Source organism: uncultured Polaribacter sp. (assembly GCF_947501385.1).
Taxonomy (GTDB): domain Bacteria; phylum Bacteroidota; class Bacteroidia; order Flavobacteriales; family Flavobacteriaceae; genus Polaribacter.
In genome coordinates this window covers 106,425-120,090 of record NZ_CANMVP010000002.1, presented here as the reverse complement: position 1 = coordinate 120,090, position 13,666 = coordinate 106,425, and the positions used below count along the sequence as shown (strand labels likewise).

At 30.4% G+C, this 13,666-nt stretch carries 12 protein-coding genes; 3 read left to right on the top strand and 9 right to left on the bottom strand.

Going from position 1 to position 13,666, the window contains the following annotated elements; all coding sequences use genetic code 11:
• Positions 1–9: 9 nt before the first annotated feature.
• The 3 genes from Q0998_RS01990 to Q0998_RS01980 all read right to left on the bottom strand — a co-directional run bounded on the left by Q0998_RS01990 (position 10) and on the right by Q0998_RS01980 (position 2,655).
• A complete protein-coding gene (locus Q0998_RS01990) occupies positions 10–648 on the bottom strand; it encodes a carotenoid biosynthesis protein (RefSeq protein ID WP_299665499.1) in 639 nt (212 codons plus the stop codon).
• Complete coding sequence (gene crtD, locus Q0998_RS01985) at positions 645–2,105, bottom strand: 1-hydroxycarotenoid 3,4-desaturase CrtD (protein ID WP_299665497.1); 1,461 nt, start codon at positions 2,103–2,105, stop codon at positions 645–647. Before crtD ends, Q0998_RS01990 begins: the two co-directional genes overlap by 4 nt.
• Positions 2,106–2,196: 91 nt before the next feature.
• Positions 2,197–2,655, bottom strand: a complete 459-nt coding sequence (locus Q0998_RS01980; protein ID WP_299665495.1) for a sterol desaturase family protein — start codon at positions 2,653–2,655, stop codon at positions 2,197–2,199.
• A gap of 333 nt (positions 2,656–2,988) precedes the next feature.
• Here Q0998_RS01980 and Q0998_RS01975 point away from each other — a divergent pair, with 333 nt between their 5' ends.
• Complete coding sequence (locus Q0998_RS01975; protein WP_299665492.1) at positions 2,989–3,603, top strand: LysE family translocator; 615 nt, start codon at positions 2,989–2,991, stop codon at positions 3,601–3,603.
• 239 nt (positions 3,604–3,842) lie between these two features.
• Here Q0998_RS01975 and Q0998_RS01970 read toward each other — a convergent pair whose 3' ends face one another.
• Both Q0998_RS01970 and Q0998_RS01965 read right to left on the bottom strand, forming a co-directional pair.
• On the bottom strand, positions 3,843–5,666 hold the full coding sequence (locus Q0998_RS01970; protein WP_299665489.1) for a DEAD/DEAH box helicase: 1,824 nt from the start codon (positions 5,664–5,666) through the stop codon (positions 3,843–3,845).
• A 143-nt stretch (positions 5,667–5,809) separates the two neighbouring features.
• Complete coding sequence (locus tag Q0998_RS01965) at positions 5,810–7,207, bottom strand: hypothetical protein (protein WP_299665486.1); 1,398 nt, start codon at positions 7,205–7,207, stop codon at positions 5,810–5,812.
• 187 nt (positions 7,208–7,394) lie between these two features.
• On the opposite strand from Q0998_RS01965, the gene Q0998_RS01960 reads away from it, so the two are divergent.
• A complete protein-coding gene (locus Q0998_RS01960; RefSeq protein WP_299665483.1) occupies positions 7,395–9,014 on the top strand; it encodes an ATP-binding cassette domain-containing protein in 1,620 nt (539 codons plus the stop codon).
• Between the two features lie 95 nt (positions 9,015–9,109).
• Here the strand turns inward: Q0998_RS01960 and Q0998_RS01955 are convergent, their stop codons facing one another.
• Complete coding sequence (locus Q0998_RS01955; RefSeq protein WP_299665480.1) at positions 9,110–10,051, bottom strand: hydrogen peroxide-inducible genes activator; 942 nt, start codon at positions 10,049–10,051, stop codon at positions 9,110–9,112.
• Between the two features lie 106 nt (positions 10,052–10,157).
• On the opposite strand from Q0998_RS01955, the gene Q0998_RS01950 reads away from it, so the two are divergent.
• Positions 10,158–10,631, top strand: a complete 474-nt coding sequence (locus Q0998_RS01950) for a Dps family protein (RefSeq protein WP_299665477.1) — start codon at positions 10,158–10,160, stop codon at positions 10,629–10,631.
• Positions 10,632–10,752: 121 nt separating this feature from the next.
• Here Q0998_RS01950 and Q0998_RS01945 read toward each other — a convergent pair whose 3' ends face one another.
• From Q0998_RS01945 to Q0998_RS01935, 3 genes are all read right to left on the bottom strand, one after another.
• Positions 10,753–11,397 (bottom strand): acyloxyacyl hydrolase, encoded by a 645-nt coding sequence (locus Q0998_RS01945; RefSeq protein WP_299665474.1) that lies wholly within the window; start codon positions 11,395–11,397, stop codon positions 10,753–10,755.
• Between the two features lie 33 nt (positions 11,398–11,430).
• Positions 11,431–12,318, bottom strand: a complete 888-nt coding sequence (locus Q0998_RS01940; protein ID WP_299665471.1) for a 3-hydroxybutyryl-CoA dehydrogenase — start codon at positions 12,316–12,318, stop codon at positions 11,431–11,433.
• A 265-nt stretch (positions 12,319–12,583) separates the two neighbouring features.
• Positions 12,584–13,543: a Gfo/Idh/MocA family oxidoreductase gene (locus tag Q0998_RS01935; RefSeq protein WP_299665468.1), complete on the bottom strand. Its 960-nt coding sequence runs from the start codon at positions 13,541–13,543 to the stop codon at positions 12,584–12,586.
• Positions 13,544–13,666: the final 123 nt, after the last annotated feature.

Sequence of the window (13,666 nt, the reverse complement as noted above, 5' to 3'; positions counted from 1 at the left end):
TTAAATATTTTATAGGAAAATATTTAAGAATCCAAAAAAGAGTACTTGAACTCCAATAATTATGAAACTAATTTTAGCATTTATTTTTGGACGCAAAAGATAAATTAATCCATGAATAGCAATGCTAGTTATAAACCACATGGCATAATTTTGCATTGGAATGATATCGTTTTCCCAAGACCAAAAGCTTAATTTCATAGCAACAGGTTCTACCAAAAAGTCTAATGTTGTCATTAATAAAGGAGGAATAAAAATAAGCCAAAGTGCTTTTTTTGTAAAGAATTGCACGATTCCGTAAGTACTAAATGCTAAAAACAACCAATTTACACCAATCATTACGGGTGTTTCAAAAAGTTTAAATCCGAACGAATTTCCATAAGAATAACTTCCGAATAGAACACCTGTGGCCACTCCAATACTTTCTACAGAAAACCCAATAAGAAAAACAAGCAAAGAAAGAATTACGAACCGTTGGCTAAAGTCTTTATTAACTTTATAAAACACAACAAAAGTAAGTAATAAATTAAGTGGAGTAAGTGGTAAAAAGAAATCTCGGTATTCGGGTATTGCTATTCCGAGAAACCCAAAGAAATAGAATAAAAGTAAAAGTAATATCCACCGATTTTCTACAGAGTTGTTTTTTATCATTTAATTAGTTTGTCAATAATTTTTGCTGAATATAGTGCCAAAGGAATTCCACCACCTGGATGTACACTTCCACCGCAGAAATAGAGATTCTTGTATTTAGAAGAGAAATTCTTATGCCTAAAAAATGCCGAGAACCTGTTATTACTCGATGTTCCGTATAATGAACCTTTAAAAGAATTTGTTTTATCTTGTATTAGTTGGGGTGTTAATAGTTCTTCAAACTCTATAAGGTTTTCTATATTTTCCCCTAGATTTCTTGAAATTTTTGATAAGATATTTTGTCTAGCTTCCAAAATTATTTTGTCCCAATCTTGATTGTAAACAGAAGGTACATTGATCATTACAAACCAATTTTCTTTTCCTTTGGGTGCGTCTGCTTTAATTTTTTTGCTGGTAATATTGATGTAAACAGTTGGATCTTCGTAAATGGTTTTACTATCAAATAGATGATTGAATTCTGTTTTATAATCTTCGGTAAACATAATGTTATGAACATCTAATGCTGGAAATTCTTTACCAATTCCCCAATAAAAAATAAGTGCAGAGCTCGATCTCTCTTGTCTATCAACCTTTTTTAGTTTTTTTTCTGAGGGTATCAATTTTTCATACACGGTATGTATGTCTGCGTTACAGATAACAATATCAGCTGGGTAATTTGCTGATTTTGTGCTTACGCTTTTTGCTAAATTGTTTTCTATACGAATAGTGGTTACTTCTTCATTGAAGTAAAACTCAACTCCAATTTCTTTGGCCAATTTTACCAAACTATTTGTAATTTCGTGCATACCACCCTTTGGTAAATAAGCACCTAGACCAAACTCTAAATGAGGAATTATATTTAAAATACCTGGTGCTTTGTAAGGATTAGAGCCATTATAAGTAGCGTATCTATTAAACAATTGAATTGTTTTTGGATCTTTAAACGCTCTTTCATTCACTTGATTCATCGAACTAAAAATAGTTAAAAAAGGAAGTTTTAAGGTAGAAATCAATGTAGAAAAAGAGAGAAACGAACTTATTTTATGAAGTGATTTGTTTAGAAATTGTTTTTCTGTGGCACCATAAATAAATTTGCTTTTTTTTAGATGATTTTTTACACTTTTAGCAGAATCGGTTGTTTTTTGGGCAATTTGATTTGCAAAAATATTGATATCTGAATTCGCTGATATCTTCGTTCCATCTTCATAAAAATAGTTACATAAAATATCAAGTTTTTCAAAGTTGAAGTAATCAAAAGGGTTTTTACCAGAAATTTTAAAAAGTTCAGTCACTAAATTAGGCATGGTAAAAAGCGAAGGTCCTGCATCAAAACGGAACCCATTGCCACTAAGTTGGGTAAGTTTTCCTCCAGGATAGGAGTTTTTTTCGAGAACTTTAACTGCATATCCTTTATTACGTAATCTAATTGCTGAAGCAATACCAGCAATTCCGGAACCAACAATAACAGCTTTTTTCACAGCGAATTTATATTAAAAATTTGTAAGGTTTAAATTTGTTATTTTGCACAAATCATATTGGCTCATTAAGTACTTTATTTAATATCAAATACTAAACTTTTACTCTTTCTAGTTCTTGTTTTAAATATTTCCAAGGAACTATCAACATTCCAAAACATTCTCCTTGTTCTTTTCCAATATGTTTATGGTGTATCTTATGTGCTCTTCGAATCGCTTTTAAATACACATTTTTACTATTTCTAAACCATTGAAACCTTTGGTGAATAAATACTTCATGGACTAAGAAATAGGCAATACCATAAACCAATATGCCGAAACCAATATACATTACTGTCCATATCGCAAACATAGAGCCCAACATAATGCAAAGCCAAGATGGAATTGCATAGATTAAGAAAAAAACATCATTTTTTTCAAAAAAACTCTTTCTATTGGGAACGTGGTGGTCTAGGTGTAAATTCCATAGAAAGCCGTGCATTACAAACTTATGTGTAAACCAAGCCATGAATTCCATTCCCCAAAAAGTAATAAAAACAATTAAAAAATCCATCTATACTTGTAAAATATGTTTATCTATTCTTTTTATGATCATGTACATTTAGTTTTCAAATATGCATCATAAAATAAAAATTGGATACTTATAAGAAGTGTTTAATTAACTAAAAAATATTTTTTTTCAGTTTATTAAAACAAAGCAAAAGTAAGGAATTTAGCAGATAAGTTTGTTGTTTTTGTTTATCTTTTTTGTTAATTTATGAAACAGAAAGAAGTTGTATTTTCTCTAAATTTTTAGTAAATAGTTAATTATCTAGTTCAACAAATTAATAAATATCTAAAGGATGTTATTTTAGAAGGAACAACAAAAAAGTGTATTTTTACTTTAATGTTAGAAACACTTTTATCTTTTGTATTGGCAACTTCCATACTAGCAATTTCCCCAGGACCAGATAATATTTTTGTATTAACCCAAAGTATTGTGAATGGTAAAAAATACGGAATTGCAACTGTTTTTGGTCTAATTTCTGGTTGTTTAGTTCATACAACGTTGCTCGCTTTTGGTGTTTCTGCTATTATCAAAGAATCTGAAAATTTATTTATTGGAATCAAAATATTTGGAGCCATTTATCTTTTGTATTTGGCTTATAAAGTTTATAAATCAGATGCTACCATTGCCTTATCGGAAGAAAATGTGGAAAAGAAAACAACCAAACAATTATTTAAACAAGGTTTTATAATGAATGTTTTAAACCCTAAAGTTTCTATTTTCTTTTTAGCATTTTTTCCAGGATTTCTATTTAGCGATACATTGAATACAATACTTCAGTTTTATGTACTTGGTTTTATTTTTATGTTCGTTTCATTAATTATTTTTTCTACCCTGGCAGTGCTTGCTGGCGCAATTTCTGAGACGATAAAAACAAATAAAAATATTGGATTTTACTTAAAATGGGCGCAAGTTCTTGTGTTTGTTTTAATTGCCATTTTTATTTTGATGTAATTTATTGCAGCTACTTTAGTTTCTATAAGGTTTCAAAAGCATATTGTCATTTCGACAGAGCGAGGAACGAGTGACGAGAAATCTTACGCTAATAAGATTTCCCGTCGTACCTAATTCGGAATGAATTGTGCTTAAAAGCAAATATTTGGTTTATTTTTATAAAACATAAATTTTCCAATATAAAAAAACCTCATAAACTAGTATAGCTTATGAGGTTGTATTTTTAATAGGTTAGGTTTCTAACTTTCTCTACGTTTTCTTCCAAATCCGCCAGAAGATCTTCTTTCTCCGCCAGAGCTTCTATCTGGTCTATCAGAAGATCTTCCTCTGCTATTTCCAGAATCACTGCTTCTTCTTGAAGATGAAGAACTTCCTTCAGAACTTCTACGTCTTCCAAAACCACCATCTTTTTTACCAAAAGGTTTTTTACCGCCTCTTCTTCCGCCACCAGAACGTTCTTTTTTAGTAATTTCTACATTTACAGATCTTCCATCAAAATCTGGTTGATTTGAAGAAAATGCTTCTAATGTTTTGTCTTCGAAATTTTTATCAATTTCAAAGAAAGAGAACGTATCTAAAATGTCGATAGAGCCAATTTCAACTTTATCTCCAATATTTTGTTCGTTTATCAAACCAATCAGCTTACCAGGATTCAAATTATCTTTTCTACCAATATTGATGAAAAAACGAGTCATATTTTCATCTACTGTTCTAGCTCTAGAATTGTCTCTAGAAGATAAATCATTTAAGTCTTTCGCATTTTCATAATAGGCTAACATGGTATTAAACTCTAAAGAAACAAATTTTTGAATTAATTGTTCTCTATCTAAACCTTCTAGCTTCTCGTAAATATTTGGTAAAAACTCATTTATTTGAGTTTCGTTTACTTCAATGTCTTGAACCTTGTCAATTAAATTCATCAATTGATTTTGACAAATATCTTTTCCAGAAGGAACTTTAGCTTCTACAAACTTTTTCTGAATTATTTTTTCTATAGGACGTAATTTCCCTTTTTCTTTTCCATTCACTAAAACAATAGAAATTCCTTTATTTCCTGCTCTACCTGTTCTACCACTTCTATGTGTATAATTTTCTATTTGGTCTGGTAACTTATGGTTTATAACATGTGTTAATTCTGTAACATCCAAACCACGCGCTGCAACATCTGTAGCCACTAATATCTGAATTGTTTTTTTTCTGAATTTACCCATTACAGAATCTCTTTGCCCTTGAGATAAATCTCCATGCAAAGCATCTGCACTATACCCATCTTTTATTAAATTGTCTGCCACTTCTTGAGTTTCTCTTCGAGTTCTACAAAAAATGATTGCATAAATATTAGGATTTAAATCTGCAATTCTTTTTAAAGCTGGGTAACGTGTTCTTTCTGTAACTGCATAATACTCATGATTTACATTGTCTGAACCTTGATTTTTCTGACCAGAAGTAATTTCTACTGGGTTGGTCATATAATTTTTTGCAATCGATTCAACTTCTCTTGGAAATGTTGCAGAAAATAATAATGTTTGTTTTGTATCTGGTGTTGCTTCTAAAACTTTATCTAATTCGTCTTTAAAACCCATGTTTAACATTTCATCAGCTTCGTCTAAGACCAACCATTGAACGTTTCCTAATTTTAAAGCTCTTCTTTTAATTAAATCTACAGTTCTACCTGGAGTTCCAACAACAATCTGAGATCCTCTTTTTAAAGATCTTATTTGATCTTCCATACTAGAACCACCATACACGGTAGTTACTTTTACGCTAGGTAAATATTTACAAAAGTCTTTAATATTATTACCAATTTGAACTGCAAGTTCTCTTGTTGGTGATAAAATAATTGCTTGAACATTACCACTGTTAGAATCTAAAAGTTGTAATATGGGTAAACTAAAGGCTGCTGTTTTTCCTGTACCTGTTTGTGCAAATGCTTTTAAATCGTCTGTTGAAGAGATAATTTGAGGAATTGCTTTTTCTTGAATAACAGTAGGTTTTTCATATCCTAAATCTGTTAATGCTTTGTTTATAGGCTCTTTTAGGCCTAATTCTAAAAATAATGACATTACTGTGATTTTTGTAGATTCACAGAACGCCATCTGCAAACCCGTTTTTATAATTTTTCGACTTGTTCTTATTGAGTTTGTACCCAAAAATAAAACCGTGCAAAGGTACACGAAATTAAATGAATGGCAATTTTAAAACCAGTTTAATTATTTTTACTCAATTCTTTAAGTTGATGGTAAATTTTAAGAGAAGAAAGCGAAGCATAACCATTCACTACAATTCCGTTCTGATCAACAAGAACTGTTCTGTGCAGTTTGCTACTTAAAAAGTTATTTTTAAGCTTCTGAGAATTGATAAAATACTGATTTTTAATATCAATATTTTTTATTCTATTGGTATTGTTGCCATCAATTTCTATCACGGCAAAATTTAAGGAAGGATATCTTTTTTGTAGATAAGCAATTCTAGAACCTATAAAAGCTTTTGAGATGTATTTTTCATTCCAAAATAACAGCACAGAGTTTTTATTGATCACAAAATCTTCAATATCTAAAACTTGATTTGTAAAATCTGAAATTGTAAAATCTTTTAATTCATCACCTTTATGAATTGCCTTATTGTTGTCTAAAAGATCTTTAATCAAATCCTTATCTTTTTCATTAGTCGATAGTTCGAAAAAAGTATCAAAAGTATTTAGATTTACATTACAGCTAGATTTTTCATAAAAATGATCTAAAATTGTTCTTTTTAGAAATGCATTTCTCGAGTCTTCAGAATCGATTTTAGAATTGATGGTTTTTAATAAATCGACTGTAAATTCTGATGAGAAATTATTTTTTATAGGTTTATGACCTAAGGCGTATGTGGTATTGTATAAATAATTTCTAATGTATCGAGTGTAAGGTGTATAGTACATTAAAGAATTATTGTTGTAATCTATGTCTGATCTATACTCATAAAATGATGCCTCAATTTTTGGAAAATTGTCTTTTCTAAGAGCATATACGTGCTGTATAGGATATCTTTCTAATCTTGAATAAATAGGATGTGTTAGGGCAACTTTTAAAATCTTAAAATAACTAGAAGTTTCTTTGGGATGCTTTTCTATATAATCATTATAAGTTCCTAATTTAAAATCTAAAATAGAATCAATTTTCTTTTTATAAATTCTAGGTGCCAATTCATTCAATTGATAATAAAATTTATTGTCACTTTCATCTTCTAAAAAAATATCAACCAAAATATTATTTCTTTCTGCTCCTTTGCCTGCAAACACTAAAGATTCATCAAAATCCCAAGTATTTAAACGAAGCATTAAACTATCTTTTGGTTCTAAATAAATATACTGACTTTCATTGCCATGTTGAAAATAATACAAGCCTTCATCAAACTCAGCATAATTGGCAAAAAACTTATTTCTTTCGTCTAAAAAAAGCGTGTCGATAATTTTATCATTTGCATGTAAAACAACAAATTTAGTTTTCGGATTTATAATTTTTCCACCAAAATACGTATTTGATGTTTTTGAGCTATCATCACAACGTATTACAGCAAATAGTAGAAAAGAAAAACTAATAAAATGAACTAATTTTTTTGTCATATATATATTAACAGTTTGTAATAGACAAATGTAAAAATAACAATGAGGTGGGCTTGTTAATTCACTGTTAAAATACCTGTAAATAAAGTGCCAAAATTCACATGCTTTAACTTCTAAAAGTATTGTATTTATAAGTTGAAAAGAAAAATGTAATTTGTATTTTTGCACAAAATTTAAAAAGATTATTATGTTATCAGTTTCTAACTTATCTGTTCAATTTGGAAAACGTGTTTTGTTTGATGAAGTAAATACTCAATTTCTTCAAGGAAATTGCTACGGTATTATTGGTGCTAACGGAGCAGGTAAATCTACTTTTTTGAAAATTATTTCAGGAATACAAGATCCTACATCAGGTCATGTACATTTAGAAAAAGGCAAACGGATGTCTGTATTAACTCAAGACCACTATGCTTTTGATGAATTTCCTGTGTTAGAAACGGTAGTCATGGGAAACAAAGATTTGTTTAAGATAAAAAAACAAATTGATGCTTTGTATGCAGATTATACAGACGAAAATGCAGAGAAAATAGGAGAGTTGCAAATTACTTTTGAAGAAATGGATGGTTGGAATGCAGATTCTAATGCAGCTGCCATGCTTTCTAATTTGGGAATTAGAGAAGATTTGCATTATACATTAATGAAAGATCTAGATGGTAAACAAAAAGTACGTGTATTAATTGCACAGGCACTTTTTGGAAATCCGGATGTTTTAATTATGGATGAGCCTACCAACGATTTAGATTTTGAGACAATTTCTTGGTTAGAAAATTTCTTGGCAAATTTTGAAAATACAGTGATTGTGGTTTCTCATGATAGACACTTTTTAGATGCAGTTTGTACCCATATTTCTGATATCGATTTCGGAAAAATAAATCATTATTCTGGAAATTATACATTTTGGTATGAATCGAGTCAATTAGCAGCAAAACAAAGAGCACAACAAAATAAAAAATCAGAAGATAAAAAGAAAGAATTAGAAGAATTTATCAGACGTTTTTCTGCCAATGTTGCCAAGTCAAAACAAGCAACTTCTCGTAAAAAAATGATTGAAAAATTAAATGTAGAAGATATCAAACCATCAAGTAGAAGGTACCCTGCCATTATTTTTGATAGAGATAGAGAAGCTGGAGATCAAATTTTAAATGTAGAAGCTTTGTCGAAAGAATTTGAAGGCGAAAAACTTTTTAACCATGTCCATATCAATTTAAATAAAGGAGATAAAATAGCTGTTATTTCTAGAAATTCTAGAGCAATTACTGCTTTTTATCAAATCATTACAGACAATGCAAAACAAGATGCTGGTAAGTTTTCTTGGGGTGTAACTACCACACAATCTTATTTGCCGCTAGATAACTCAGGATTTTTTCAAAACGGAAATTTGAATTTGGTAGACTGGTTAAGACAATATGCACAAACCGAAGAAGAACGCGAAGAAGTTTATTTACGTGGTTTTTTAGGAAAGATGATTTTTTCTGGTGAAGAAGCTTTAAAGAAAAGTAATGTACTTTCTGGAGGTGAAAAAGTACGTTGTATGCTTTCTAGAATGATGATGAAAAGAGGAAATGTTTTAATTTTAGATGAACCAACAAATCATTTAGATTTAGAATCTATTCAGTCTTTAAACAATGCATTAATCAACTTTAAAGGAACGGTTTTGTTCTCTACGCATGATCATGAGTTTGCGCAAACTGTAGCAAATAGAATTATCGAATTAACGCCAAAAGGAGCCATTGACAGATATACTACTTTTGAGGAATTTTTATCGGATCCAAAAATTAAAGAATTACGCGAGAAGATGTATGCTTAGGCTTTAAACGCAGACACACAAAGTTTTTCGCAAAGTTCGCAAAGGTTATTAATTTATCTTTGCGAACTTTTTTTTTTTGCTATGTGTGTTGGCATTTATTTTTTTGATAAAGGACTAATAATCTTTACATCAGAAAAAGAAATAGCTCCTCTTATTACACCATCAATTGATTTTTTTAGTGCTTCAATTAGCTGCATTTTTAATTGAGATTTATGGTAAATTAAACTGACTTCTCTCGCTGGAGGAGGATTTGTAAATTCGCGCAAATGAGTTTTATCAATATCATTTAAATCTAGGGTGTGCAAATATGGTAACAAAGTCATTCCTAAGCCTTCTTTAGAAAGCTTTATTAGCGTGTCAAAACTTCCGCTAGCTAATTGAAATCCTTTTTTGTTGTCAATTTTATGCGTTCTACATAAATTAATTACGCTGTCTTTAAAACAATGACCATCTTCTAACAATAAAATATCTTCCATTTCTAGCTCATCAGCAGAAATTTGTTTTTTGTTAAACAATCTGTGGTTTTGAGGTATTAGTCCTACAAATGGCTCGTAGTACAAAGGCTTTTCTTTAATAGCTTCGTTTTCTAAAGGCGTTGCAGCAATGGCAGCATCTATATGTCCGTCTGTCAATTTCCTTACAATCTCTTCGGTTGTTAATTCTTCAATAATTAATTTTACTTTCGGATATTTTTTTGTAAAATTTTGCAAAAACATAGGAAGCAATGTTGGCATGATTGTAGGTATAATTCCTAATTTAAACTCGCCACCAATATATCCTTTTTGTTGGTGTACAATGTCTAAAATTCGATTGCTTTCGTCTACAATCACTTTTGCTTGCTCCACAATTTTACGACCAACTTCTGTTAGTTCAATTGGTTTTTTAGAACGATTGAATATTTTAACATCTAATTCATCTTCTAATTTTTGTATTTGCATGCTCAATGTAGGCTGAGTTACAAAACTATGTTCTGCCGCAACTGTAAAGTTTTGGTACTCTGCCACAGATAAAACGTACTTTAATTGGGTAATAGTCATCTTTAATCAAATATTTTGATAAAGATATTAAAACTATCAATTATAATTATAGCAATTGTTATTAAATTTCTCTTAATTTTGAAAATATAAAATAATAATAAAGATAATGAACAAATCAATTTTAGGATTAGACAAAGAAGAAAGCGCAAATTTAGTAGATAATTTAAATGGATTGTTATCAAATTTTCAAATATATTATCAGAATTTACGTGGATTGCATTGGAATATCAAAGGGAAAAATTTCTTTGAATTGCATGTAAAATTTGAAGAACTTTACACAGACTCTCAAGTAAAAATAGATGACATTGCAGAACGTATTTTAACCCTACAAGGGAAACCATTACACACATTTACAGATTACATAGAAAACTCTTCGGTTCCTGTTGGAAAAGATATTTCGAATGATGTAGAAGCTGTTAATTTGGTGGTGAATTCTCTTTCTGAGTTACTTAAAATAGAAAGAGCCATTTTAAATGCATCTGATGAATCTAATGATGAAGGGACGAATGCCATGATGAGCGATTTAATTGTAGAACAAGAGAAAACAATTTGGATGTTAAATTCTTGGTTAGGAAAATAATTTTAAAAGTTTACATTATAAACTGTCTGTTTGAGCGTTCCGAGGCTTCGAAAAAGAACTACATAAATGTAGATTCATAACTTTTCGTCTCAGCTCAAGTAGACAGTTTTTACTTTGTTTACTATTTTAATTTGTAAGATACTCCAAGTTCAAAACCTAAAAAAGAATAGCCATTATTTGGCGATTTTGTATCAAAATTAGACACATGCCCAATATTACTTCCTAAATACAAAGCGGTTTTTTGCGAGGTTTTATATGAAAAACCTAAAGACGCATTTTCGATGAAGGTAAACCCTTTTGCTAAACGTTCAGTTCTCGTATCAACCGCACCAAAACCCAAACCAAAGGTTACCAAAAAATGGAGGTCTTTGATAACTTCTTTTTTTATAACAAAACCCAATTCAAAAGCATATAAATGCATTGTTTTTGGAGTCGTGAATTCAGTTCTTTTTTCTTGATAATCCTCTTCTGAAGGCAGTACAAATTGTTCATTTTGCAATTGATGCTTTACAACCTGAATTTGTGGTTGTAAAATCAATTCAAAATTAAAAGTTTTCCATTTTCCTAAATTATAAAAACCTTGTAGTTTAAAAATGTTTGTAGTGTAGGTGTAATCTTTATCATCAAAAATAAAATTTTGTTCATCAGCATGATTATACAAAAAACCTACTTTTTTAATATTGAAAATTCCTTTTTTAGTTTCTTGCGCAGCAGCACTTAAAAAGAATAAAAGAATTACAAGAAAAAGAGCTGGTTGTTGCTGCATGTATTTTTTACAATTTCAAATATAGTAGCTAGTTTAAGAAAACATTTTAGCAACGTTCTCTGCCTTTCTATTTTCAGAATAATCATAAAAACCTTCGCCAGATTTCACTCCGAATTTTCCCGCCATAACCATATTTACTAATAACGGACAAGGAGCATATTTAGGGTTTTTAAAACCATCATACAACACATTCATAATAGATAAACAAACATCTAAACCAATAAAATCTGCCAATTGCAAAGGTCCCATTGGATGTGCCATACCAAGTTTCATTACGGTATCAATTTCAGCAACACCAGCAACACCGTTATATAAGGTTTCAATAGCTTCATTAATCATTGGCATTAAAATTCTGTTGGCAACAAAACCAGGGTAGTCGTTTACTTCAACAGGTGTTTTTTTGATTTCTTTAGACAGATTAACAATTGTACGCATCACAATGTCAGAGGTATTATAGCCTCTAATAATCTCTACCAACTTCATAATGGGTACCGGATTCATAAAGTGCATTCCAATAACCTTGTCGGGTCTGTTTGTAACCGCGGCAATTTGCGTAATAGAAATCGATGATGTGTTGGTTGCTAAAATGGTATCTTCATCACAAACTTCATCTAACTGCTTAAAAATTTTCGATTTTAAAGAAGCATTTTCAGTAGCAGCCTCCACTACTAAATCTATATTTTTTACCCCTTCTGGAATAGAAATAAAGGTAGAAATATTGTTTAAAGTATTTGTTTTATCAGCTTCAGAAATCTTTTCTTTTGCCACCATTCTATCTAAATTCTTAGAAATAGTTGCAATTCCTTTATCTAATGCAGCTTGAGAAATATCTATTAAATGAACATTATAATTAAATTGTGCAAAAGTATGCGCAATTCCATTTCCCATTGTTCCGGCTCCTATTACAGCGATGTTCTTCATGTGTTTTTTTTTAATTTTTTTATAATTATTTGGGCGTTTTAACGGGCTTTCGCTACTCGCTTTTTTTAGGTTTATTCTTTCCCGAAACTTTTGTGATTAATTTATTTCTTTCTCATAAATTTATACGAATTGACACCTAAAAAAGAGCTCAAGCATACCGCTCAATCCCTAACGCACTTATTTGTTAACTTTTTGTAAGATTAGAAAATTGTTTTTAGTTCTCTAACTTCTTCTTGTATCTAACGCTCAATATTTTTCGTTTTTTCTAAAAACAATCAATAATCATTTGAGCAACACGCAATGCTTCAGCTCCTTGACCCAGAGAAACTACAGGTTTTGTTCCGTTTTCAATGGCGTCTGCAAAAGCTTCTAATTCATCAAGAATGGCATTGTTATTTTCAACATCAGGATTGTCAAAATAAATTTGCTTTTTAACACCTTCTGCATTCTGTAAAATCATTGCAAATTCATCTGGATTGTTCGGAACGTCTTTCATTCTCACAATTTCAGATTTCTTCTCTAAAAAATCAACAGAAATATAAGCATCCTTTTGAAAGAAGCGTGTTTTACGCATGTTTTTCATAGAAATTCTACTGGCAGTTAAATTGGCAACACAACCATTTTCGAACTCAATTCTTGCGTTGGCAATATCGGGAGTTTCAGAAATTACGGAAATTCCACTAGCATGTATATTTTTCACTTTAGAGTCTACAACAGATAAAATAATATCAATATCGTGAATCATTAAATCTAATACCACAGGAACATCTGTTCCTCTCGGATTAAATTCTGCTAATCTATGCGTTTCTATAAACATTGGTGTATCAATCTTATCTTTTACAGCTGAAAATGCAGGATTAAAACGCTCTACATGACCTACTTGACCTTTTACATGGTATTGACTGGCCAAGGTTTTTATTGCTTCAGCTTCTAAAACGGTTTTTGTAATTGGTTTTTCAACAAAAATATGACAACCACTTTCAATAGCCATTTTGGCACATTCAAAATGAGACAAGGTTGGTGTAACAATATCTACAACTTCTACGGCAGCAATTAATGCTTCTATAGAATCGAATAATTTATAACCAAATTCTTTGGCAACTTTTTGGGCATTTTCTGTATATGGATCATAAAAACCAACCAGTTCGTATTTGTCTGATTGTTCTAGTAAACGTAAATGAATTTTTCCAAGATGACCAGCACCTAATACTCCAGCTTTTAGCATAAAACAATTTTATTGTACTCTCAAGCGCAATCGAGAGGTTCTTTTAATGTTCTTAAGTGCGCCCGAAATGATGTTACGATGTAAAAAATCATCAAAAACAAAGATACAATTTTATAAGAATGT

Bases quoted from the DNA above. Each gene is read 5' to 3' on its own strand.
- Q0998_RS01990 (WP_299665499.1), bottom strand. From the start codon at position 648: ATGATAAAAAACAACTCTGTAGAAAATCGGTGGATATTACTTTTACTT.
- Q0998_RS01980 (WP_299665495.1), bottom strand. From the start codon at position 2,655: ATGGATTTTTTAATTGTTTTTATTACTTTTTGGGGAATGGAATTCATG.
- Q0998_RS01955 (WP_299665480.1), bottom strand. From the start codon at position 10,051: ATGACTATTACCCAATTAAAGTACGTTTTATCTGTGGCAGAGTACCAA.
- Q0998_RS01975 (WP_299665492.1), top strand. From the start codon at position 2,989: ATGTTAGAAACACTTTTATCTTTTGTATTGGCAACTTCCATACTAGCA.
- Q0998_RS01945 (WP_299665474.1), bottom strand. From the start codon at position 11,397: ATGCAGCAACAACCAGCTCTTTTTCTTGTAATTCTTTTATTCTTTTTA.
- Q0998_RS01970 (WP_299665489.1), bottom strand. From the start codon at position 5,666: ATGTCATTATTTTTAGAATTAGGCCTAAAAGAGCCTATAAACAAAGCA.
- Q0998_RS01960 (WP_299665483.1), top strand. From the start codon at position 7,395: ATGTTATCAGTTTCTAACTTATCTGTTCAATTTGGAAAACGTGTTTTG.
- Q0998_RS01950 (WP_299665477.1), top strand. From the start codon at position 10,158: ATGAACAAATCAATTTTAGGATTAGACAAAGAAGAAAGCGCAAATTTA.
- Q0998_RS01965 (WP_299665486.1), bottom strand. From the start codon at position 7,207: ATGACAAAAAAATTAGTTCATTTTATTAGTTTTTCTTTTCTACTATTT.
- Q0998_RS01940 (WP_299665471.1), bottom strand. From the start codon at position 12,318: ATGAAGAACATCGCTGTAATAGGAGCCGGAACAATGGGAAATGGAATT.
- Q0998_RS01935 (WP_299665468.1), bottom strand. From the start codon at position 13,543: ATGCTAAAAGCTGGAGTATTAGGTGCTGGTCATCTTGGAAAAATTCAT.